Source organism: Streptomyces albiflavescens (assembly GCF_014645835.1).
GTDB lineage: Bacteria > Actinomycetota > Actinomycetes > Streptomycetales > Streptomycetaceae > Streptomyces > Streptomyces albiflavescens.
Genome location: NZ_BMMM01000004.1, coordinates 129,198 through 150,983, shown reverse-complemented (window position 1 = coordinate 150,983; position 21,786 = coordinate 129,198). Strand labels below are relative to the sequence as shown.

At 69.4% G+C, this 21,786-nt stretch carries 18 protein-coding genes, 1 tRNA gene and 1 pseudogene; 11 read left to right on the top strand and 9 right to left on the bottom strand.

Annotation, left to right across the window (positions count from 1 at the left end; translation table 11 throughout):
• Positions 1-21 precede the first annotated feature (21 nt).
• A complete protein-coding gene (locus IEY95_RS13085; RefSeq protein ID WP_189186154.1) occupies positions 22-1,428 on the bottom strand; it encodes a M1 family metallopeptidase in 1,407 nt (468 codons plus the stop codon).
• Positions 1,429-1,701: 273 nt separating this feature from the next.
• On the opposite strand from IEY95_RS13085, the gene IEY95_RS13080 reads away from it, so the two are divergent.
• On the top strand, positions 1,702-2,202 hold the full coding sequence (locus tag IEY95_RS13080) for a hypothetical protein (RefSeq protein WP_189186153.1): 501 nt from the start codon (positions 1,702-1,704) through the stop codon (positions 2,200-2,202).
• A gap of 68 nt (positions 2,203-2,270) precedes the next feature.
• On the opposite strand, the gene IEY95_RS13075 is transcribed toward IEY95_RS13080, so the two are convergent.
• Entirely contained in the window at positions 2,271-2,990 is a 720-nt protein-coding gene (locus IEY95_RS13075; protein ID WP_189186152.1) for a pentapeptide repeat-containing protein, read from the bottom strand.
• A gap of 123 nt (positions 2,991-3,113) precedes the next feature.
• On the opposite strand from IEY95_RS13075, the gene IEY95_RS13070 reads away from it, so the two are divergent.
• From IEY95_RS13070 to IEY95_RS13060, 3 genes are read left to right on the top strand one after another with little or no spacing between them, the layout of a single operon-like run.
• Positions 3,114-4,280, top strand: coding sequence for an FAD-dependent oxidoreductase (locus IEY95_RS13070; protein WP_189186151.1), 1,167 nt, complete (start codon positions 3,114-3,116; stop codon positions 4,278-4,280).
• A gap of 41 nt (positions 4,281-4,321) precedes the next feature.
• Positions 4,322-5,302 carry a zinc-binding dehydrogenase gene (locus IEY95_RS13065; RefSeq protein WP_189186150.1) on the top strand — a complete coding sequence of 327 codons (981 nt, stop codon included), beginning with the start codon at positions 4,322-4,324 and terminating at the stop codon, positions 5,300-5,302.
• 56 nt (positions 5,303-5,358) lie between these two features.
• Entirely contained in the window at positions 5,359-6,858 is a 1,500-nt protein-coding gene (locus IEY95_RS13060; RefSeq protein ID WP_189186149.1) for an MFS transporter, read from the top strand.
• 70 nt (positions 6,859-6,928) lie between these two features.
• On the opposite strand, the gene IEY95_RS13055 is transcribed toward IEY95_RS13060, so the two are convergent.
• From IEY95_RS13055 to IEY95_RS13045, 3 genes are all read right to left on the bottom strand, one after another.
• Positions 6,929-9,562 carry a glycosyl hydrolase gene (locus IEY95_RS13055; RefSeq protein WP_189186148.1) on the bottom strand — a complete coding sequence of 878 codons (2,634 nt, stop codon included), beginning with the start codon at positions 9,560-9,562 and terminating at the stop codon, positions 6,929-6,931.
• 115 nt (positions 9,563-9,677) lie between these two features.
• A complete protein-coding gene (locus tag IEY95_RS13050) occupies positions 9,678-11,084 on the bottom strand; it encodes an NAD(P)/FAD-dependent oxidoreductase (protein WP_189186147.1) in 1,407 nt (468 codons plus the stop codon).
• 10 nt (positions 11,085-11,094) lie between these two features.
• Positions 11,095-11,748 carry a rhomboid-like protein gene (locus IEY95_RS13045; RefSeq protein ID WP_189186146.1) on the bottom strand — a complete coding sequence of 218 codons (654 nt, stop codon included), beginning with the start codon at positions 11,746-11,748 and terminating at the stop codon, positions 11,095-11,097.
• Here IEY95_RS13045 and IEY95_RS13040 point away from each other — a divergent pair.
• Both IEY95_RS13040 and IEY95_RS13035 read left to right on the top strand, forming a co-directional pair.
• Positions 11,747-12,670, top strand: coding sequence for an aminoglycoside phosphotransferase family protein (locus IEY95_RS13040; RefSeq protein ID WP_189186145.1), 924 nt, complete (start codon positions 11,747-11,749; stop codon positions 12,668-12,670). The genes IEY95_RS13045 and IEY95_RS13040 overlap by 2 nt on opposite strands.
• Positions 12,671-12,679: 9 nt before the next feature.
• On the top strand, positions 12,680-13,171 hold the full coding sequence (locus tag IEY95_RS13035; RefSeq protein ID WP_189186144.1) for a GNAT family N-acetyltransferase: 492 nt from the start codon (positions 12,680-12,682) through the stop codon (positions 13,169-13,171).
• An 85-nt stretch (positions 13,172-13,256) separates the two neighbouring features.
• Here IEY95_RS13035 and IEY95_RS13030 read toward each other — a convergent pair whose 3' ends face one another.
• On the bottom strand, positions 13,257-13,868 hold the full coding sequence (locus IEY95_RS13030; protein WP_189186143.1) for a tetratricopeptide repeat protein: 612 nt from the start codon (positions 13,866-13,868) through the stop codon (positions 13,257-13,259).
• A 308-nt stretch (positions 13,869-14,176) separates the two neighbouring features.
• Here IEY95_RS13030 and IEY95_RS13025 point away from each other — a divergent pair, with 308 nt between their 5' ends.
• Complete coding sequence (locus IEY95_RS13025; RefSeq protein ID WP_444544763.1) at positions 14,177-15,370, top strand: acyltransferase family protein; 1,194 nt, start codon at positions 14,177-14,179, stop codon at positions 15,368-15,370.
• Here IEY95_RS13025 and IEY95_RS51050 read toward each other — a convergent pair.
• Positions 15,363-15,583 (bottom strand): annotated as a pseudogene (locus tag IEY95_RS51050) (IS630 family transposase); the annotation flags it as partial. The gene IEY95_RS13025 and the pseudogene IEY95_RS51050 overlap by 8 nt on opposite strands.
• Positions 15,584-15,797: 214 nt before the next feature.
• On the opposite strand from IEY95_RS51050, the gene IEY95_RS13020 reads away from it, so the two are divergent.
• Positions 15,798-16,832 (top strand): endonuclease/exonuclease/phosphatase family protein, encoded by a 1,035-nt coding sequence (locus tag IEY95_RS13020; protein WP_189186141.1) that lies wholly within the window; start codon positions 15,798-15,800, stop codon positions 16,830-16,832.
• A gap of 119 nt (positions 16,833-16,951) precedes the next feature.
• Here IEY95_RS13020 and IEY95_RS13015 read toward each other — a convergent pair.
• A tRNA-Thr gene (locus IEY95_RS13015) sits at positions 16,952-17,025 on the bottom strand.
• A 225-nt stretch (positions 17,026-17,250) separates the two neighbouring features.
• On the opposite strand from IEY95_RS13015, the gene IEY95_RS13010 reads away from it, so the two are divergent.
• The 3 genes from IEY95_RS13010 (at position 17,251) to IEY95_RS13000 (ending at position 19,974) form a co-directional block, all read left to right on the top strand.
• Positions 17,251-18,387 (top strand): ABC transporter ATP-binding protein, encoded by a 1,137-nt coding sequence (locus tag IEY95_RS13010; protein ID WP_189186140.1) that lies wholly within the window; start codon positions 17,251-17,253, stop codon positions 18,385-18,387.
• 276 nt (positions 18,388-18,663) lie between these two features.
• Positions 18,664-19,113 (top strand): hypothetical protein, encoded by a 450-nt coding sequence (locus IEY95_RS13005; RefSeq protein ID WP_189186139.1) that lies wholly within the window; start codon positions 18,664-18,666, stop codon positions 19,111-19,113.
• A gap of 129 nt (positions 19,114-19,242) precedes the next feature.
• The gene (locus tag IEY95_RS13000; RefSeq protein WP_189186138.1) at positions 19,243-19,974 is read left to right on the top strand and encodes a nucleotidyltransferase family protein; all 732 of its coding nucleotides are present in this window, start codon (positions 19,243-19,245) and stop codon (positions 19,972-19,974) included.
• A 103-nt stretch (positions 19,975-20,077) separates the two neighbouring features.
• Here the strand turns inward: IEY95_RS13000 and IEY95_RS12995 are convergent, their stop codons facing one another.
• The gene (locus IEY95_RS12995; RefSeq protein WP_229702866.1) at positions 20,078-21,775 is read right to left on the bottom strand and encodes a DoxX family protein; all 1,698 of its coding nucleotides are present in this window, start codon (positions 21,773-21,775) and stop codon (positions 20,078-20,080) included.
• Between the last annotated feature and the right edge of the window lie 11 nt (positions 21,776-21,786).

Sequence of the window (21,786 nt, the reverse complement as noted above, 5' to 3'; positions counted from 1 at the left end):
GCAGTCGGGCCACCCCGCCCCTCACGGGTGGTCCGGCTTTCCCTCCCCGTACAGCCAGTCCTTCCAGATCTCGCTGAAGTCCTTGTCCGGCGCCTTCTTCTCGACGTACGCCGTGAAGTCGTCGGTGTCCACGTTGCCGTGGCGGTGGGTGGCGGCCCAGCCCTGGATGATGTCGTAGAACGTGTCGTCGCCGACGGTCTGGCGGATCTTGTGGAGGACCATCGCGCCACGGTCGTAGACGGGGCCGTCGGAGATGTGCGCGGCGTCGGAGGGCTTGGTGGGCGGGAAGGCCCAGACGGCCTGGTTCTCCTCCTTGCTCTCGTAGTAGTCGCCCTTGTAGAGGGAGTGGAAGATCTCGTCGGCCGTGTCGCCGCCGTGGTCCTCCTGCCACAGCCACGCCGCGTAGGTGGCGAAGCCCTCGTTGAGCCACATGTCCCGCCAGGTCTTGGGGGTGACGGAATCGCCGTACCACTGGTGGGCCAGTTCGTGGACAAGGAGCTCGGTCCCGGGGGCACCCGGGAAGGCGGGGCGGTTCTGGGTCTCCAGGGCGTAGTCCGCGTCGTCCGGGCGGCCGACGATCGCGCCCGTCGAGGAGAAGGGATACGGACCGAAGTTGTACTCCTCCCACTCCATGATCTCGGGTATGCGCGCGAGCACCTTCTTGCTCGCCTCGACCTGCGTCGGATCGACGGCCACGTACACCGGCAGGCCGTTCTTCATCGTCGAGCGCGTGATCCTGAACGTGCCGATCGCGACCGTGGCGAGATAGCTCGCCATCGGCTCGGCGGTGTGCCAGGCGAAGGTCGTCCGGCCGTTCTTGGTCGTCTCGCTCTTCAACTCACCGTTGGAAACGGCCTGCAGGCCCTTCGGGACCGTGATCCTGATGTCGTACGACGCCTTGTCGGAGGGATGGTGGTTGCCGGGGAACCACGCCATCGAGCCGGTGGGTTCGCCGAGGGCGAGCGAGCCGTCGGCCGTGCGCAGCCAGCCCTCCTGCGAGCTGTCGGGGTCGGTGATCGTCTCGGGGTCGCCCGAGTAGCGGACCGTCGCACGGAACGTCTCCCCCTGGTCGAGGTCGTCGTGCGGACGCACGGTCAACTCCTGTCCGGCGCGGTTCCAGCGGGCGACCCTGCCCTCGACGGTGACGCCGTCGACGTCCAGCCCCTTGAGGTCGAGGTTGAACGCGCTGAGGTTCTGGGTGGCCCTGGCCGTGATCTCCGCCGTGCCGACGAGATGCCGTGCCTTGGGGTCGTAGGAGAGCGTCAGACCGTAGTGGGTGACGTCATGGCCGCCGTTGCCCATCTTCGGGAAGTACGGGTCGCGGACACCGGACGCACCGGGCTTCCCGTGCACGCCGCCTCCACTGCACCCGGTGAGGGCGACGACGAGCGCCAGGGCAAAGGGGACGGCGACGGAAGATCGGGGCACATCCCTGATCCTAGGTCCTGTCGTCACATTCCCGTCGTCCGCCCGGAGGGCGGGCCCTGCGGCGTCAGGTGCGTGCTCTCGGCGTGCCGGGCACAGGCCCTCGTACTGGATGTACTTGGGTCTGTGCCCGGTGCGGCGAGAGTGCGTGCATGGCGTCGCGGGGCAGACGGGAATTTGACGACAGGGCCTAGGGCGACACCGCTCTCGGGCGCCCCGGCACCGTCACCCCGTGGTCGGCCGAGCCGCCCGGCCCGCCGTGACACCATCACCTACGTGCTCGACATCGGCTACGCCCTCTCCAACCGCTTCCCCGACCCCCCGCAGACCGACTACCGCCGCGCGGACGTCCACGCGCTGCGGCACGACCTGTTCTGCGGCGACGTCTACCTCGCCGACACCAAGGCGGACCGGGAGCTGTCCACAGCCTGGGGATGGGTGCCGGTGCTCGACTTCGCCTGGGCGCTGTGCGACATCGTGGAGCAGCTCGACCAGGACCCGCTCGGCAGCCGGGCCTCCCGGCCGCAGCAGGCGGAGCTGGACTTCACCGAGTCGACCGACCGCATGCTCTTCGAGCGCCGTTTCGGCTGGGTGGACATCGAGGCCGACTGGATGCCGGGCGACGAGGAACCGCTGACCTTCTCCCACTCCGCACTCCGCCGCGAGGCCCGCGACTTCCTGCACGACCTGATCGCCGACCTCACCGACCTGCACGACGACCTCGCCGAGAACCCGGCGATCTGGACCCTCCAGGCCCGCTTCCCCCGGGTGAGCTGACCCCACCCCGCACGCCTACGCGTCGGCCGGTCCGAGGAGAACGGCGGGGCCGCATCGCCCCTGCCCGATCAGTCCTGGTCGCCCCCCACCACCCGCACCCCCATCTCGGCCGCCAGCGCCGGCGCCAGGTCCATCAGCTGGACCGGGCTGATCACCGCCCCCGCCAGGCGGCCCACTCCCCGCGCGATGTCCAGCTCCGCGGCCGCGCGCAGGTCCACGTCCGTGAGGGTCGCCGAGGTGAGGTCCGCGCCCTTGAGGACGCAGTCCACGAACTCGACGCGCTCCAGCCGGGCGCCCCCGAAGTCCGGCTCGACCAGGACGCAGCCCTCGAAGACGACGTCCTTGAGGTGGGCCTTGCGCAGGTTCAGGTAGTCGATCTTGCCGCCGCGGATCAGGACGCGCTCCAGCACGGATCCGTGCAGTTGCACTCCGCCGAGGCGGGCGTCGATCAGTTCGACGTCGCGCAGGGTCGACTCGGCGAGATCGGTGCCCACGCCCCGTATGCCCGTGAGGACCGAGTCCAGTACGCGCGCGCGATGCAGCGACGTCTCGTCCAGCGCGCAGCCCGTCAGCGCGCAGTCCATGAAACGGGCGCCCCCGCCGTCCTGCCCGACGAAGTCCAGCTCCTGGAACTCCAGCCCGTCGTAGTCCCCGTCCGGCTCCAACTCCCCGCCGCCGTACGGCTCCAGTGCCGGCAGCCGCACCTCCGGTCGCCGTGCCGCCTTCACCCCGGTCCCGGACGCCTTCGCGCCCGAACCGCCGCTCCCGCCCGCCGCTCTCCTCGCCATGCCCCCATACTGCACGCCGCCACTGACAATCCCCCGACCTGCGATGACGCCGCCCATGTCACATTCCGGGGCCCTCGACCTGTCGTATTCACCAAGACGCCCCACAGCAGGGAGAGGCCAACCATGCAGCACATCACCGTCATCGGCGGCGGCTTCGCCGGACTCACCGCAGCCATCACCGCCGCCGAGGCCGGTGCCAAGGTCACCGTGTACGAGGCGCACCACACGCTCGGCGGCCGGGCCCGCACCGCCGAGGGCCCGTACCGGACGAACGACGGCCCCCACGCCCTCTACAGCGGGGGCCCGCACTGGACGTGGCTCAAGCAGCGAGACCTGATCGGGCCGCTCGCCCCGATCCCGCCCCTGGAAGCCGCCCGGCTGCGGCTGCACCACAAGGGCGCCCTGCGCCGCACCCCGCCCTTCGCGATGCTCAAGCTGCTGCGCCGCTCCTCACAACAGGCGCCGGTGGACGTCGACTTCATGACGTGGGCGATCCAACAGGCCGGGGAGGAAGGCGCCCGGGCCGCCGCGCACTACTCCGCCGTCGCCCTCTTCCACCACGACCCCGGCGCGCTCTCCGCCGCGTTCGTGCAGGAACGGCTGCGCCGGGCCACCAAGCTGCCCCCGGAGGCGCACTACCCGAGGGGCGGCTGGGCGAGCGTCATCGACCGGATGGCCGCCCGGGCATGGAATCTCGGCGTCCGTATGGAGACCCTGGCCCGTGTGGACACCGTCCCCGTGGGTCAGGGGCCGGTCATCGTGGCCACCTCCCTCGCCTCCGCCCGCCAGCTCCTCAAGGACGACTCGCTGACCTGGAACAGCGGGCGGACGACCCTCGTCGACCTGGCCGTGCGCACCCGCCGAGGGGACGCCTTCGCCGTCTCCGACCTGGACGCGCCCGGCTGGATCGAACGGTTCACGGCTCAGGACCGCACCCTCGCCCCGGCCGGGGAGCAGCTCATCCAGGGCCAGATCCCGATCGCCCCGCACGAGTCCGGGACGGACGGCATCGCCCGTGCCGAGCACCTGCTCGACCTCGCCTTCGGGGGCTGGCGCGAGCGCGTCGTCTGGCGGCGGGAGGCCGTCGCCAACGGCCGTACCGGCGCGGTCGACCTGCCCGGCACGAGCTGGCGGGACCGGCCGTCCATCGACCGGGGCGACGGCGTCTACCTCGCGGGAGACCAGGTCGCCGCCCCCGGGGTCCTCTCGGAGGTCTCCTTCAACAGCGCCCTCGAAGCCGTCGCGCTGGCCTTCGGGATCCGGGAACGCCTTGACCTCAAGCATGCTTGAGGTTGAAAGCTGGGTTTCTCGGAACGATTGGGGAACCCACCATGCACGCCATCCGCCTGCACGTCTTCGGCCCGGCCGAGAACCTCACGCACGAGAAGGCCGAGGACCCCGAGCCGGGCCCCGGCCAGGTCCGTATCGCCGTGGCCGCGGCGGGCGTCCACCTCCTGGACGCGGCCCTGCGCGAGGGCATGCGGGGCCCGGCCCCCGAGCCCACACCACTGCCGACGATCCCGGGCCGCGAGGTCGCCGGAACCGTCGAGTCCCTCGGTGAGGGCGTGGCCGGTCTCTGGCTCGGCAAGCGCGTCGTCGCCCATCTCGGCTTCGCACCCGGGGGCTACGCCGAACTCGCCGTGACCGATGTCGACCGCCTCCACGAGATCCCCGAGAACCTGGACTTCGCCCAGGCCGTCGCCATGATCGGAACAGGCCGTACGGCCATGGGGATCCTGCAGTTCGCCGAGCTCGGCCCCGATGCGGTGGCCGTCGTCCCCGCCGCCGCGGGCGGCATCGGCACCCTCCTCGTGCAGTACGCGAAGCACGCGGGCGCCACCGTGATCGGTCTGGCGGGCGGCCCGGAGAAGGTGGCCCGGGTGCGCGAGAACGGCGCCGACCTGGCCGTCGACTACAAGGACCCCACCTGGCCGCAGCAGGTCCGCGCACATCTGGGCCCGCGCACGGCGACGGTCGTCTTCGACGGCGTCGGCGGCGAGATCGCCCGCGCCGCCGTCGGCCTGCTCGGGCCCGGCGGCAAGCACATCGTCTTCGGCTGGTCCGGCGAGGGCATCCAGGACGGGGAGCCGCTGGTCGTCGAGGGCGTGACGGAGCAGGTGCTCGGCCCCGTGATGCTGCGGAGGGCGGGCGGCCCCAACCCCGTACGGACCCTGGAACTGCGCGCCCTCACCGAAGCGGCCGCCGGTCGCCTCAGCCCCGCCGTGACGCGCTTCCCGCTCGCCGAGGCGGCCGCCGCCCACCGGGCGCTGGAAACCCGGGGCACCATCGGAAAGGTGGTGCTGGAGCCCTGAGCGACGGCCCTACGACAAGAGATGCGATACGTCCCGATTCATGGTCTTCTGACCGAGTGAGCGTCACCCGAACAGGTGAATCCAAGGCTCCCGCGGACGCCGACCCCCACCGCTGGTGGGGCCTGGTGATCACCGCCCTCGCACAGCTGATGGTCGTCCTGGACGCGACCATCGTGAACATCGCGCTCCCCTCCGCGCAGCACGACCTGGGCATCTCCGACGGCAACCGGCAGTGGGTCATCACGGCGTACACGCTGGCCTTCGGCGGTCTGCTGCTGCTCGGCGGCCGGATCGCCGACCTCGTCGGCCGCAAACGCACCTTCGTCTTCGGGCTCACAGGGTTCGCCTTAGCCTCCGCGGTCGGCGGCGCGGCCACCAGCCCCGGCATGCTCTTCGGCGCCCGCGCGCTCCAGGGCACCTTCGCCGCCGTACTGGCCCCCTCCGCGCTGTCGCTGCTCACCACCACCTTCACCGCCCCGAAGGAGCGCGGAAAGGCCTTCGGCGTCTACGGGGCCCTCGCGGGCAGCGGTTCGGCGATCGGCTTGATCGCGGGCGGGCTGCTGACCGAATACCTGAACTGGCGCTGGTGCCTGTACGTCAACATCCCCATCGCGATCATCGCGGTCTTCGGCGCCTTCTCGCTGCTGCGCGACCCCCCGGGCAACAAGGGCGCCCGGCTCGACATCCCCGGTGTGGTGCTGGGCTGCGGCGGACTGGTCGCGCTCGTCTACGGCTTCAGCGAGGCGGCGCCGCGCGGCTGGACGGACCCGCTGGTGCTGTCCCTGTTCGCGGTCGGCGTCGTCCTGCTGACCGCCTTCGTTCTCTGGCAGAGGACGGCCCCGAGCCCACTGCTCCCCCTGCACATCGTCAAGGACCGCAACCGCGCCGGCTGCTTCCTGACGATGGCCCTCGCCGTCATCGGCCTGTTCGGCATGTTCCTGTTCCTGACCTACTACCTGCAGGTCGTCCTCGGCTACTCGCCCGTGAAGACCGGCCTGGCCTTCCTGCCGCTGACGGCCGCGATCGTCGTCGGTTCCACGCAGATCTCGGCCCGGCTGCTGCAGTACGTGGCGCCGCGCATGCTGATGGTCCCCGGCATGATCCTCGCGGCCGGCGGCATGCTGATCTTCACCCGGCTGACAGTCGACTCCGACTACTCGGGCCGGCTGCTGCCCGGCCTGATCCTGATGGGCCTCGGCATGGGCCTGACCTTCATGCCGATCTTCGCCACCGCCACCGCCGGGGTCGCCCCGCAGGACTCGGGCGTGACGTCGGCGACGGTCAACACCGCTCAGCAGGTCGGCGGTTCGATCGGTACGGCCCTCCTGAACACCGTCGCCACCACCAGTGCCGCGGCGTACATCGCCGCCCACCTCCACGATCCCGCCCAGCAGGCCCTGGTCACGAAGGAGGGCATCGTGCACGGCTACACCGTCGCCATCTGGTGGGTCGTCGGCATCATGCTGCTGGCCGGCCTGGTCGCGGGCCTGATGGTCACGGCGAAGCCCCCGAAGCGCGCGCCCGCGGGCGCGCGCTTGCCCGAGTCGGTGGCCTGAACCGGCCGCCCGCACGGCAGCGGGGCGGGACCCGGTCCGGTCCCGCCCCGCTGCCGTACCTGTCAGGGGATCAGCGCAGTCGCCGTACGTCGATCGCCCAGATCCCGCGCCCGTGCGTAGCCGCGTACAGCCGCCCGTCGGGCCCGGTGCGCAACTGGAGCACGGCCGTGGTGGGCAGGTTGTCCCCGGCGACCTTCCAGCCGGAGGACCGGGAGGTCCGCACCAGCACGCCGAGGTCCGTACCGACCGCGACGACGCCGCCCTTCAGCAGGGCCACCGAGTTGGCGGGCACGTCCGGCAGATTCCCGGAGACGTCCTTCCAGGTCACCCCGCCGTCCTTCGTCTCGAACAGGTGCCCGACGCCCGCGCCCGGACCCTCGGTCCACTTGCGCGAGAAGCCGTTGACGGCGAGCAGCACATGGTCGGAGTCGGCCGGGTCGACGGCGAGGCCGGACAGGTAGCGGTTGGGGACCGTGCCGTCGACCGGGAGGGTCAGCTGGTGCCAGCCCGTGCCGTCGGCGTTGCCCACCGCGATGCCCCGGGTGAAGCCCTGGTTGTTGCAGGGGCCGCACCAGGCCGCGTACACCTTGCCGCCCGAGGAGGCGACGGCGGTGGCCGTGTGGCCCACTCCGAGGTCGTACGCGCCGAACCACTCACCGCCGCTGCGGATCGCGTACCCATGGGTGTTGATCCAGACGTGGCGGCCGCCGGCGACCCAGGTGTTCTTGTCCTTGATGTCGGCGTTCAGCGGGGCGATGAAGCGGGCCTCACCGGTGGCGTTGTCGGGCGGGGCCACGGAGTACGAGGTCGCCTTCGACGGGTCGGTGACCCACCCTCCGTCGTTCACCGCGCAGTTGTTGGTGACCGAGACCGCCAGGTAGACGTACTCCGCGGCGATGTTGCACCCGTTGTCCGGGTCGGCGATCGTGTCGCCGCCGTCCCCGCCGAAGTTGGAGCCCATCACACGGTCACCGGGCCGCAGGACCGACTGCCCGTTGTCCTGCAGGCCGCCGGTGACGGCGAGGCCGCGGGAGTCGGTCCCCACGCCCACCGAGTAGTACTGCAGCGCGTCCATCGTGCCGTCGTTCAGGGACTTCCAGTCGGTGGCGTGCCCCGAGGCGTCGGCGCTTCCCTTCACGGGCCGCTTGTAGACACCGCCGTCGTCGCCGACCACCACATACGGAGCACCCCCGTCACTGCCGATCGCGACCGAGTGCTGGTCGGGATGGGTGGTCGCCGGGCAGTCGCCGCTCTGCTTCGCCGGGTCGATGGACCAGCAGGCGAAGCCGAAGTTCCAGTACGGCCCGGGCACGCTCCAGCTCGCGCCGCCGTTCTTGGTCTCGAAGACCTCCTCCAGGCCCGCGTACACATGGTCGGGGTCCTTCGGGTCGACCTGGAGGAACTGGTCGTACCAGGCCTGGATGCCGGGCTGGTATCCGTCACCGGTGAGCGCGGAGCCGGAGTCCCGCAGCTGCTCGTATCCCGCGATCCTCGTCCAGGGCCCGGTCGGTGAACCGGACTTGGAGACGAAGACGCCCTCGAGACCGCTGTCCGGGTTCTCGGCGGTCATCTCGGGCGACTGGTCGATGGCGTAGTACCGCGACCCGTCCGCGCTGCGCGCGAAGGTCACATTGCCGACGTCCTCACTGTTGGCCGGCAGATCCCCCAGGCCGGTCAGCCGCTCCCAGCCCCGGCTGCCCTTCGCGTAGAAGCCGTTGTACGTGTCGCCGCCGCGCCAGCCGACGGCCAGCACGACCTTGCTCGGGTCCTTCGGGTCGATGGCGATGTCGCTGGTGATGTTCTTGTACGCGGCCGACAGATCGGACGCCTTCGAACCACCCGGCAGATAGTCGGGGTTGGGCGCGAACTCCAGCTTCCAAGCGCCCTTCAGGGACTTGGTGGAATGACTCCACACCCCGCGCGTGGTGGCGGCCCACACCTTGCCGCCGCCGAACCGCAGCGCGTTGATGGACGTGGACTCCAGCTCGTCCCCGCCGACCCGGTCACGCGGGCCGAAGCTGCCCTTGCGCGGATCGTCGAGGACGTAGACGCCGGTCCCGAGGAAAGAGGTCGCGCTGGTGTTGGCCTCGCCGGTCGCGTACCAGAGGCGGCCGCCCGGGTCGAGCTGCAGATCGCCGGTGGACAGGGCGGGCAGCCGGTCGGAGATGTTCTTCCAGTGGCCGCCCCCACGGCTCGACCGGAAGACACCGCCGTTGGCGGAGCCCGCGTACACATACCCGTGGCTGTCGGCCGCGAGCCCGGTCACCCGTCCGGTGACCCTGCCCGCGCCGCCGCTGGAATTGGAGTTGATGTCGCGGTAGCGCGAGTCGTCGGAGTCGTACGGCAGCCGGGTGACATCGCTCCAACTGCCGCCCGTGTGCCGCAGACCGGAGAGCTCGTCGTACGCGGCCCCGTACGCGCCCGGCGCCACGATCCCCGGCGAGGTCCGCGCCTCCGCGTACTGGTCGGCCTGCTCGGCGATGTTCCCCGACTCGTCCTCGTCCTCGTCCCCCGGGTCCTCCGCGAACGCCGACAGGCCCTTCTGCTGGTTCAGAAGGGCCTGTCGTTGTAGCGCTCGCACACCGAAGGGGTCGGTATCACCGCCCGACGACGCCTGGGCCTGCGTAACCGTCAGACCCAGAGCGGCGCTCGCGGCGAGGACCGCCCACACCCGTCTCCTTCTTCGGAAGCCGTTGGCTGCCATGAAAGTGCCCTCCCCTGAGGAAGCCGTGGCGTACATGACACAAGCTGCCAAACAGCTTTGGGGGGAGGGGAGTTATGAGAGAGCTGTGGGACGGCAATCAGAGAGCAAAGCTTTCTCAGTGCCGCCCGGCCAACCGGTCCGCCATCCGAGCCAGACGCGACGACTGGGCGCTGTGCGTGGTCAGTTCGCGGTGATCTGCCGTGCGGTAGGTGGCGTACATGCCGTGGACGCCGATCCAACGGAAGGGCTCCGGCTCCCACTTGCGGACCTTGTGATTGACCCAGGGAAGCCCGGTCAGGTCGGTCCCGCCCGCCTGCCCGGAGTCCTGCTGGACGAGGTCCCGCAGGGTGCGCGCGGCGAGGTTGGTGGTGGCGACGCCCGAGCCGACGTAGCCGCCGGCCCAGCCGAGGCCCGTCGAGCGGTCCAGGGTCACCGTGGCGCACCAGTCGCGGGGGACGCCGAGAACACCCGACCAGGCGTGCGCCACCCGCACGCCCGCCAGGGACGGGAAGAAGCGGACGAGGATCTCGTGCAGCGCCTCGATGGTCGCCGGCTGTGTACGGCCGTCGTTGTCGGTGCGCGAACCGAAGCGGTACGGGACGCCCCGACCGCCGAGCGCGATCCGGTCGTCGGCGGTGCGCTGCGCGTACATGTACGCGTGCGCCATGTCGCCCAGCGTCTCGCGGCCCTCCCAGCCGATCGACTCCCATTGCTCCGCCGACAGGGGCTCCGTCGCGATCATCGACGAGTTCATGGGCAGCCAGGTGCGCTTCTGGCCCTTCAGGGAGGCCGTGAAGCCTTCCGTGCAGCGCAGCACGTACGGCGCACGGACCGTGCCGTACGGCGTGACCGCGTGCTTCGGGCGGATCTCCGTGACCCGCGTCTGCTCGTGGATGGTGACACCGAGCGCCTCGACGGCCGCCGCGAGCCCCTTGACCAGCTTCACCGGATGCAGCCGCGCCCCGTGCGGTGTCCAGGACGAGCCCACCGCGTCCGCGACCCGGATCCGCTCGGCGGTCTCACGGGCGCCGTACAGCTCGCGGTCCTTCTCCCCGTACGACAGCTCATGCGCGTGAAAGGCCTTGAGCCGGGCCAACTGGGCGGGTGTGTACGCCACTTCCAGGACGCCGCCCTGATGGATGTCGGCGTCGATGCCCTCCTCGGCGGCGACCCGGACGACCTCGTCCACCGTCTCGTTCATCGCCTGCTGAAGGCGCACGGCCGCCTCGTGGCCGTGCAGCTTGGCGTACCGGTCGCGGCCCGCGATCCCGTTGTAGAGCCAGCCGCCGTTGCGCCCCGAGGCGCCGTAGCCGCAGAACTTCTGCTCCAGGACGGTGATACGGAGGAAGGGGGCCGCCTTCTTCAGGTAGTACGCGGTCCACAGTCCCGTGTAGCCGCCGCCCACGATGACGACGTCGGCGGACGCGTCGCCGGGCAGCGGCTCCCGCGTCTCGGGGAGGCCGTCGTCCGCGTACCAGAAGGAGATGCCGCCGTTCACGACATTGCTTGCCGAGCTGCTCATGGCGGGGACGTTAACCCCTGAGAGCGGCCACTGTCTCCTTCGGATTCCGTGCTTTTCCGCGGCCCCTGACCAGCGGATAGCAGGCCAGACCGATCAGCACCGAGATGAAATGTCCGAGATCGGTGAAGGTGCGACCGATCGCGAGCGGCACCCCGTACCCGACGAGGACGACCGCCAGATACGGATACCGCCAGGGCGACGCGATCCGGTACGTGAGCACCGCGATCACTCCCGCCAGCGCGTAACTCACCCCGATGTCCAGCGTGTTGACCGCCGAGTGCGGCGCCACCCCGTGCCGGACGGCCAGCAGCAGCGCCCCCTCACTGATGAGCGAGGCCAGCACGTGCGCGGCCAGGCACACCAGCAGCCAGCGCGCGGTGCCCAGCCAGCGCTCGGCCGGAGCATGGAAGACGGCGTACAGGACGGCGTACGGCGCCCAGCGCCCGCCGTCGATCCACATGGCACTGCCGATCAGCACCCGCACCGGGTTGTTCGACAGCTCGTGGATGTTGGTCGAGCGCTGCCGCAGGAACTGCTCCTCGAATTCCGGCGACATCTGGTGCACGGCCACCGTGGTGACGAAGAGGATCCCGAGCCAGACGTAGGTACCGGGGGCACTGCACATGTACCTCCACACCCTGTGGAGGCCCCCATCAATTCGCATGAGCCGATTCACCCACGCCAGTAGGGTCCCCTATGTGATCGACATTCCGGATGAGTTGGCCGCCTCTCAGCTCAAGTACAACGGAGAAGCCGGTCGCGCGTTCATCACCGCGCTCCCGCAGCGGGCCGCGGACTTCTTCGACCGCTGGGAGCTGCGCCCCGACGGCCCCTCCATGCACGGGGTGGCGGCCCTGGTCCTTCCCGTGCGCCGTCCCGACGGAACTCCGGCCGTCCTCAAACTCCAGCTCCTCGACGAGGAGAACGAGGGCGAGCCGGTCGCCCTGCGCGTCTGGGACGGCGACGGAGCGGTACGGCTCCTCGAACACGACGCGGCCACCGGCACCATGCTCCTGGAGCGCCTCGACCCGGCCCGCATGCTGGCGCACGAGCCCGACACCCGCGAGGCCGTCCTGGTCATCGCCCGCCTGCTGGCCCACCTCACCTCCGTACCGGCACCGCCGGGCATACGGCGGCTCGGCGACATCGCTCAAGCGATGCTGGAGCGGCTGCCGTGGGCGCTGGAGCGAGTTCCGGACCCGTCCTCCCGCCGCCTCCTCGCCGACTGCGGCGCCGCCGTACGCGAGGTCGTCGCCGAACCCGGCGACCGCCTCCTGCACTGGGACCTCCACTACGAGAACGTCCTCGCCTGCGACCGCGCCCCATGGCTCGCCATCGACCCGAAGCCGCTGGCCGGCGACCCCGGCTTCGATCTGTGTCCCGCCCTCGACAACCGCTTCGACGCGGACGAGATCCGCCGGCGCTTCGACGCGATGACGGACGTGATGGGACTGGACCGGCAACGGGCCCGCGCCTGGACCCTCGCCCGCGTCCTGCAGAACTCCCTCTGGGAGATCGAGGACGGCCGCCCCCTGGAGGCCGAGCAGCTGGAGATCGCCCGCCGCCTGCGCGACATCCCCGGTTAGCCTCGCCCCATGATTCGCACCGCGACCCCCGCCGACATCCCCGTCATCCACGCCCTGATCCGTGAACTGGCCGAGTACGAGAAGGCCCTGGAGGAGGCGAGGGCGACACCGGAGCAGCTGCACGAGGCGCTCTTCGGCGAGCGCCCGGCGGCGTACGCGCACATCGCGGTGGACGACACGACGGGCGAGCCGGTCGGCTTCGCCCTGTGGTTCCTGAACTTCTCGACATGGCGCGGCGTCCACGGCATCTACCTGGAGGACCTGTACGTACGCCCCGTGGCCCGCGGAGCCGGCCACGGCAAAGCACTGCTGACGGAGCTGGCACGGATCTGCGGGGAGCGCGGATACCAGCGGCTGGAATGGTCCGTCCTGAACTGGAACCGCCCGTCGATCGACTTCTACGAGTCGCTGGGCGCCCGTCCGCAGGACGAGTGGACGGTGTACCGGCTGACGGACGGGGCGCTGCGGGCGCTGGGCGACGGACGCCGACCGGGTTCGTGAGCGGCGGAGCCTCGGGTGTTTCCGAGCTGTCGGAGCCCAGGTCTCAGGAGTCGTCGCCGTAGAAGCTCATCCTGACAACGGTCGATTACTCGTCTGCGCTCGCAGTGGGGGAAGGGGCGGTAGATTCCCTGAACTCTTCTGGAACCTGGGACTGCAAAGCAGGATCGACCGCGACGGCTCGGCGGAAGGCATCCCGCGCCTGGCTGTCCCGGCCCCTCCTCATCAGCGTGTCGCCGAGATGGTAATAGGCGGTGGACGCCTTCGGGTTGATGGCGACTGTCCGCTTCAGCAGGGCGATTGTCTGCTCGGGATCACTTGGCTTCAAGAGCAGAGCTTTGTTGTACAGGGCCTGGGTGTACGACGGGTCGATCTTCAGCGCGGCGTCGTACGCCTCAAGGGCATCGCCGGGCCTGCCGTCCTGTGTTGCGGCGACACCGATGTCGTACCAGGCGATCTTGTTGTTCGGGTCTACCTGCAGAACCCGCCGGAACGTGACTTCCGCCCCGTCCAAGTCGTGTCTCTGGGCCTGCAGCAGGCCGTCCTGCAGCAGCGCGGCGGCGTTCGACGCCGCAGGCGGCGTGACCGCGGGATTGGTGCCCGCAGTGCTCGCTTGCTGGAACAACAGGGCCCAAACAGCAGCTCCAGCAGCGCTCGCGACGGCTACACCGACTCCTGTCAACAACTTCCTATTGTTCACTTGGCTCACATTTCATGAGTGGGGGAATGGTCACGAGTTCCCTATGAAGCCCGAGCGCGATGGTAGCCACCGAACCACCGGTATGTGTTACATCGACAACCTTCCAGCTCTCGGCGTTTCATGCGGATCGCGACATCCTCCTGTACTCGACGGCCGCGTGATAAAAGAATCTGTCACGTCAGCGCGTCGGAGAAAACGCCACGACGGAGGACCTGTCGAAGACATTCTCAAGGGGGAGCCGCTACGGTGCGCTCCATCGACTAGCGCCACCCCTTCCCGACTTGCCGCAGAGTTAGGATAAGCAGCTGATGTCACCTAAGGATGTCAGGACTCTTGCAAGTGTTTGGTCGACCAGTAACGGATTTGGTGGATTGCGACTGCTCCTGGCCCTGGCGGTCGTGGCATCACATTCATTTCCGCTGGGTTTCGGAGAAGAAAACCTGGGGCTGTCTCTGTGTCGAGGGCAGACGGACGTCGGCACCTTGGCAGTCTGCGGATTCTTCGTGATCTCCGGTCTTCTTATTACTCGAAGCGCATTCCGCCTCAGCCCCGTCCGATTCTTCTGGCACCGCGCGTTGCGGATCCTTCCAGGATTCTGGTTCGCCCTGGCGGTCACCGCGATGGGCTTCGCCCCCTTGGTGGCGACGATTGAAAAAATGCCGAACGGTGAGTTCTGGAATCACGCTGCCGGCCCTTGGGCGTATCTTTCCTCGAACTGGTCCGTCGGCATCCACCAGCCGGGAATTTCTGGCCTTCTGGGGACAGTACCATTCCGGGGAGTCTTCAATGGATCCCTCTGGTCACTCTCCTACGAGTCGCTTTGTTATGTGGGTGTGGCACTTCTGGCCGCATTCGGGGTGCTGCGCAGGGCGCGTTGGGCCGTACTGCTGTTGACGTCCTTCCTGTTCGGCGCTTTGGTCATGGAGGCAATTACTTATCCTCTCTTTCGAGCTCCCACGTATGCACTGAACCGCGGCAGTCTTGATATGCCGTTTCTGGGAAACATCTTTGCCGGCTACCTGCTCGCGTTGTGTTTCATGTTCGCGTTGGGGGCTCTTGCGGAGCTCTACCGTGAATATCTCCCGATGAACACCGCACTTGCCGTGGTATGTGCCGTGGCCTTCCTACTTTCTGCCCGCTACGGATGCTTCTCTGTGATTGGGCTGCCGGCGTACGCGTACCTACTTCTCTGGGCTGCGATGCGCGCGCCGATCCCGCTACGAAAAATCGGCAAGAAGAGTGACTACTCGTACGGGATCTACATTTTCGCATTTCCCATCCAGCAGTTGCTCTCGGCTGCCAATTTCACCCGGTGGGGGTTTCTTCCGTACTTCCTTCTGTCGGCGGTGACCGCAGGCGTCATGGCTGTCATCTCTTGGCATCTCATTGAATCTCCGGCTTTGCGGCTGAAAAAAGCCTGGTCGACGGAAATGCCGCCGGAGCATGAGAATCGAGATACGGTAACGGTCGCGAAGGTGGAAAGCCCGGCCCTGAGAGGGTAATCGTGGATGGCGGCTTGGCGCCGGGGGCGGTCACCCGCGCCACAGGAGTGCGTCCGCGCCGGCCCCAGGCGCGGCCCTTGGGGCGCCTCAGGCCCTGCCCGGCCTCATCCTCGAAGCAGAGCCAGGCGCCCAGGTCCGCCGCCCGCCTTTTATGACGGGCCACTGCTCGTCCTTCCAGGCAGCGATCCGCCGCTCGTCACGTTCGGTTTTCTTCGGTGTTCGGTGTTGCTGCTGTTGCTGCTGTTGCTGTCACGAAGACGAGTGATTCTGAGCGGCGACCGTCTGACCCACGGGCTCTCTCACTCACGTCCGCCCAATCATGCGAGTACATGACTTTATCGGATAGTTCAGGACAGTATGAGCGGATCCGGGATGGCGTGAGGCTCCGGACGGCGTGATCTGACCTGGGCGGTGAGAGGAGAAGCGAATGGCACGCAGATGGGCGTCACTTCTGGTCGCCGTGGGGCTGGTTGCCGCGACACTGGGCCTGGCCGCGCCGGCTCAGGCCGGAACGCGGCAGCTCAAGGTCGCCACGTACAACATCTATCTGGGCGCCGACCTCGCGCCTCTGGCCCTTGCGCAGACCCCGCAGGAGCTCGTCGAGCGAGCCGGGATCGCCTACGACCAGGTGGTCGCCACCGACTTCCCGTCCCGCGCCCGGGCCATCTCGCGCCTGCTCAGGAAGGAGCGCCCCGAGGTCATCGGCCTGCAGGAGGTGGCCCTGTGGAAGAAGGGCCCGCTGACCGGTCCCCTCCACACCACTTATGACTTCCTGGACATCCTGCTCCGCGAGCTGCGCCGGGCCGGTCTCCACTACCGGGCCGCCGCGGTCGACAACACCGGCACCACCACCCTGCCGATCAGTGCCACCGAACGGGCGAGTTTCACGAACCGGGACGCGATCCTGGTACAGGACGGACTCCCGGTGACGAACGCGCAGTCGCACCTCTATGCCGCGAAGCTCGTCGTCACCACCCCGTTCGGAGTCACCTTCACCACCGCGAGGGGCTGGTCCGCGGTGGACGTCGCTGTCAAGGGCAAGCCGACACGGGTGCGGGTGGCCACCACACACCTGCAGCCAGGGGTGCCGCCCATTCGAAACGCCCAGGCGCAGGAGTTGTACGCCGCGCTGGCACAGTCGCCGTATCCCGTCACCGCTCTCGGCGACTTCAACGCCCTGCCCGAAGCGACCGGACCGTACGGCACGTTCACCGCCGGTGGCTACGACGACGCCTGGCGGACCGTCCACGGCCCCGGGGGTGGATTCACCGCCGTTCAGGACCCCGATCTGCGCAACCTGCCGTCCAAACTCAGCGAGCGCATCGACTACGTCTTCTACCAGCCCACACACCTTTCTGCCGTCTCCGCCGACCTGATCGGAGACAAGGTGAGGGACCGGACTCCCACGGGCCTGTGGCCGTCCGATCACGCCGGCCTGGTGGTACGGCTGTGCGTCCGATAGCCGATCGCCTACTCAGGCGCCGCCTCGACCGTGGGTGACCGCCCCGGTTGACGTCACCTGTGGACGTCGAACGCCCCGGACCGATCATCGGCCGGGGCGTTGGTGCTGCTGGGCAGGAGAGCCCCCTGTCGGATTCGAACCGACGACCTTCGCTTTACAAGAGCGGCGCTCTGACCAGCTGAGCTAAGGAGGCCTGCACGCGTGCGTGCCCGGCGTGCACGCAGGCACGCCCGTGCAGTGTACCCAGGTCCCAGCCGTGTCCTGTCGAAAATTTCCGCGAAGTTCACAGGGCCACAGGTACTGACAGACCGAGTGAACGCCAGGTACCGTCCTGACCCAGTTCACTCTTGTGGACTACACCACCACCTTTACAACGGATCGTCCGGCACGTTCCTGCCGGTGAAGGGGGCCCATCACCATGGCCACTGTCTCGTTCGACAAGGCAACCCGGATCTACCCGGGTTCCGAGAAGCCCGCCGTCGATGCTCTGGAGATCGACATCGAGGACGGCGAGTTCCTCGTCCTCGTCGGTCCCTCCGGCTGCGGCAAGTCCACCTCGCTCCGCATGCTCGCGGGGCTCGAGGACGTGAACGCCGGCGCCATCCGCATCGGTGACCGCGACGTCACACACCTGCCGCCCAAGGACCGGGACATCGCCATGGTGTTCCAGAACTACGCGCTCTACCCGCACATGACGGTCGCCGACAACATGGGCTTCGCGCTCAAGATCGCCGGTGTCCCGAAGGCCGAGATCCGCCAGAAGGTCGAGGACGCGGCGAAGATCCTCGACCTCACCGAGTACCTCGGCCGCAAGCCGAAGGCCCTCTCCGGCGGTCAGCGCCAGCGTGTCGCCATGGGCCGCGCCATCGTGCGTGAGCCCCAGGTCTTCCTCATGGACGAGCCGCTGTCGAACCTCGACGCCAAGCTCCGTGTCTCGACCCGTACGCAGATCGCCTCGCTGCAGCGCCGCCTCGGCATCACCACCGTGTACGTCACCCACGACCAGGTCGAGGCCATGACCATGGGCGACCGCGTGGCCGTACTCAAGGACGGTCTGCTCCAGCAGGTCGACTCGCCGCGCAACATGTACGATCGCCCGGCGAACCTGTTCGTGGCCGGCTTCATCGGCTCCCCCGCGATGAACCTCGTCGAGGTCCCGATCACCGACGGCGGCGTGAAGTTCGGCAACAGCGTCGTCCCGGTCAACCGCGAGGCGCTCAAGGCCGCCGCCGACAAGGGCGACCGCACGGTCACCGTCGGCGTCCGCCCCGAGCACTTCGACATCGTCGAGCACAACGGCGAGGCCGCCAAGTCGCTGTCGAAGGACACCGAGGACGCTCCGGCCGGCCTCGCCGTCTCGGTGAACGTCGTCGAGGAGCTCGGCGCCGACGGCTACGTCTACGGCAGCGCCAAGGTCGGCGACGACCTCAAGGACCTCGTCGTCCGCGTCAGCGGCCGCGCGGTACCGGAGAAGGGCGCCACGCTGCACGTCGTGCCGCGTCCGGGCGAGACCCACGTGTTCTCGACCTCGACGGGCGAGCGCCTCTCCGACTGACGCGACCGATGCGCCGCCTGACGCGCCTGACGCGCCCAAGGCGGCATCAACACCCAGAGGTCGCTCCAACACCCCGTAGGGGTGGAATTCACCCAAGTTGACGAAGAGGGCCCCGCAGCCTGCTGCGGGGCCCTCTTCGTTGTCGACAAATACCCCGGCAGACCGGACGTTTCGATACCTGTGCGTCAACGCACTACCCAAAAATCGCCGCTTCCTTATCCCCCGAACCGGTGACTAAATGTCGCCAAATCATCACCCCGCGCTACCCTCACTCGCGTGAAGCACTCCACCACTAACCAACGGACCCGGCCCGGCCGTGGCCCCGCCCGCCGGATCGGCCGCACCCTCGCCCTCGTTCTGCCTGTCGTCCTGGTGCTCTCCGGGACCCTCGCGGTCACCCGAGTCAACTGGTCGGGGAATCCCTCGAGCTCAGTGCTCACCGCATCCTCCGAGGACGTCTCCACGCGAGCGGTCACCCGCGCCCCACAGGAGGTCCTGCGCGACAAGCTTCTGCTGGAGCTCCAGGAGAAGAACCCGGGCGTCGCGCTCACCCACCTCCAGGAGGCGGTGAACGAGCGCCCGTCACTCGCGAAGCACTGCGTCGCCATCGCCCGCGCCCTGGGCCGCGCCGCCGTCCGCGCGTACGGCCCGACGCGCGCCCAGTCCTTCGCCCGCCCCGTCTGCGACACGTCCTTCGCCTCGGGGGTCGCGGCCACGCACTTCTGACCCACGGCCTTTCTGGCCGCTTAGCTCCGACCGCCATGAAGCGGCCGATTCGGGACCGCCGGGTAACGGCTGATTAAGGAACGGTTGCCGCCAGAAGCCGCGAGCGGGGCGCCACGTACAGTTCCGGTCATGACCGATCCGAACGCCGCGTCGCGCCCCGTTCAAGCCGTTGTCCTGGCCGGCGGCCAGGGCTCCCGGCTGCGTCCCTACACCGACGACCGGCCCAAGCCGATGGTCGAGATCCCCGGCACCGGGACCCCGATCATCGGCCACCAGCTGACCTGGCTCGCCGAAGAGGGCGTGACCGATGTCGTCGTGTCCTGCGGCCACCTCGCGGAGGTCCTCCAGAAGTGGCTGGAGTCTGCCGACCTGCCCGTCAACGTCAAGACGGTCGTCGAGACGGAGCCCCTCGGCCGCGGCGGCGGCCTCAAGTACGCCGCCGCGCACCTCCCCCACCCCGACCAGCCGTGGTACGCGACGAACGGCGACATCTGGACCCGGTTCTCGCTGCGCGACATGGCGGACTTCCACACCGAGCGCGACGCGGCCGCGACCCTCGCCCTCGCCCGCCCCCGCATCCCGTGGGGCGCCGTCAAGACGGACGGCTTCGGCCGCGTGACGGACTTCATCGAGTCCCCGCCCACCACGTACGAGATCAACGCGGGCGTCTACGTCTTCTCCGCCGAGTTCGCGGACATGCTCCCCGAGCGCGGCGACCACGAGCGCACCACGTTCCCCAGGCTGGCCCGCGAACGCCGCCTGGCCGGCTTCCCGATCCCCCAGGGCGCGTACTGGCGCGCCATCGACACGGCGAAGGATCTGCAGGAAGCGGCGAAGGAGCTCGCCGCGCTGGGGCGTTAGACACGTCCGGTACGTCGAAGGGGTCCCGCACGTCGACCGTGTGGGACCCCTTCGTCGTCGTATCAGCCGGTGGGCTGCTTCAGGATGCCGCCCACCGGCCCACCTACCCCAACAGACCACCCACCAGCCCCGGCTGCCCGGAGGAGCCGCCGCTGCCGGAGCCGCCGTCCGTCGAGCCGCCGCCCGAGGAGCCGCCGGTCGACGTGCCGCCGCTGGACGTCGGGCCCGCGCTGGTGCTCGGGGCCTGGTGCACCGGTGAGGACTGCTGGGGCGGGGCCTGGCCGGTGGTGCCCGCCGTCTGGCTGGGCCCGCTGCTGACCGTGCCGGTCTCGCCGACCGCGCCCGGTGTGGTGGCCGCGCCCGACGGGGACGAGGAGCTGCCCTGGGTGGGCGCCTCGGAGGCCGACGGGGTGGCCTTGTGGTGGCGCTTGCCGGGCGTCTCGGGGAGCGGGGAGCCGGGCAGTTCGTTGCGCGGGGCCTCGCCGGGGCCCGGGACGACGACCCGGTCGGCGTCGCGGACGGCGCCGCCGAGGAGCGAGCCGATGAGCAGCGTGAGGCCCACGACGATGGCCGAGACGAGCGCGCCGCGGCGCAGCACTCGGTGCCGCAGCTCCCAGATGTCGGCACGCGGCCCGAGCCTGCGCCACGCCTCGCTCGCCAGGCGTCCGTCGACGGAGTAGACGGGGGCGCCCGCGATGATCAGCGGGGACCAGGCGGCGAGGTAGATGATGTCCGGGGCGTCGTAGGCGGGCACCGTCTTCCAGCTGACGGTGACGATGAGCGCGGCCGACAGCATCGCGCCGACGACGGCGGCGACCCGCTGCCACAGGCCGAGCACCGTGAGCACGCCCACGATGACCTGGAAGAAGGCGATGACGAGCCCGGCGCCGACGGGGTGCTGGAGCGCGAACTGCCGTAGTGGCTCGGCGACTTCCCACGGGTGCAGGGTGTTGAGCCACTTCACCATGGAGCCGCGCTTGCCGCCGTCGAAGTAGACGGGGTCGCAGAGCTTGCCCATGCCGGCGTAGATGGAGATGAACCCGAGGAAGACGCGCAGCGGGAGCAGCACGACCCCGAGGTTCATGCGGCGGCCGGGGTAGTAGGCATGCCGGACAGGGTCTGCGGCATGGCGCCTGACGTGCGCCTCGCCGTTCTCCTTCTCGTCCTCGAAGACCTCGTCCTCGAAGACCTCGTCCTCGAAGGCGTCCTCTTCGAATACGCCGCCCGTGTAGGCCGGTTCGTCGTACGCGCTGCCCACCGTGCGCATGTGCGGCAGCAGGCGGGTCGCGCCGGTTTCGGGAGAGTGGGTGCGCTGGCTGCCGACGAGGGGCGTCTCGATCGTCTCGACGGTCAGGTCCGCGTCGTAGCCATGCTCGTCGAAGCGCGGAATGACCTGGGTCGCGCCGGCGTCGCCCGCCGGATCGACCGCGCCATGGCGCAGGCTTGTACTCCGTACGGCCTGCAGCAGCCGGTGGGCGCCCGTGTCGTCCGGCGCAGACCTCCCGCTCCAGACGACTGGGGCGCGGCGGCGGGCCCCGGCGGCCGAACCGGCCGCGCCCGCTCTGCCCGCCGTACCGCCGACGGGGAACCGCGCGGTGTCGCCGGTGGAGCTCAAGTGCCGTGCGGGACGCGAGGATTGGTTCCGCGGCGCGGCGCCTAGCTGCACGCGGAAGCTCGCATGATTGACGATGACCTGCGCCGGATCGCTCGGCACCTTCACCATGCTCAGCGCGGGAGCGTCGTCGAATCCCGACGAGCGGTCCCCCGTGGGTGTGCGGGGTGTTCTGGTGTCCACACTCATCTAACCGAGTG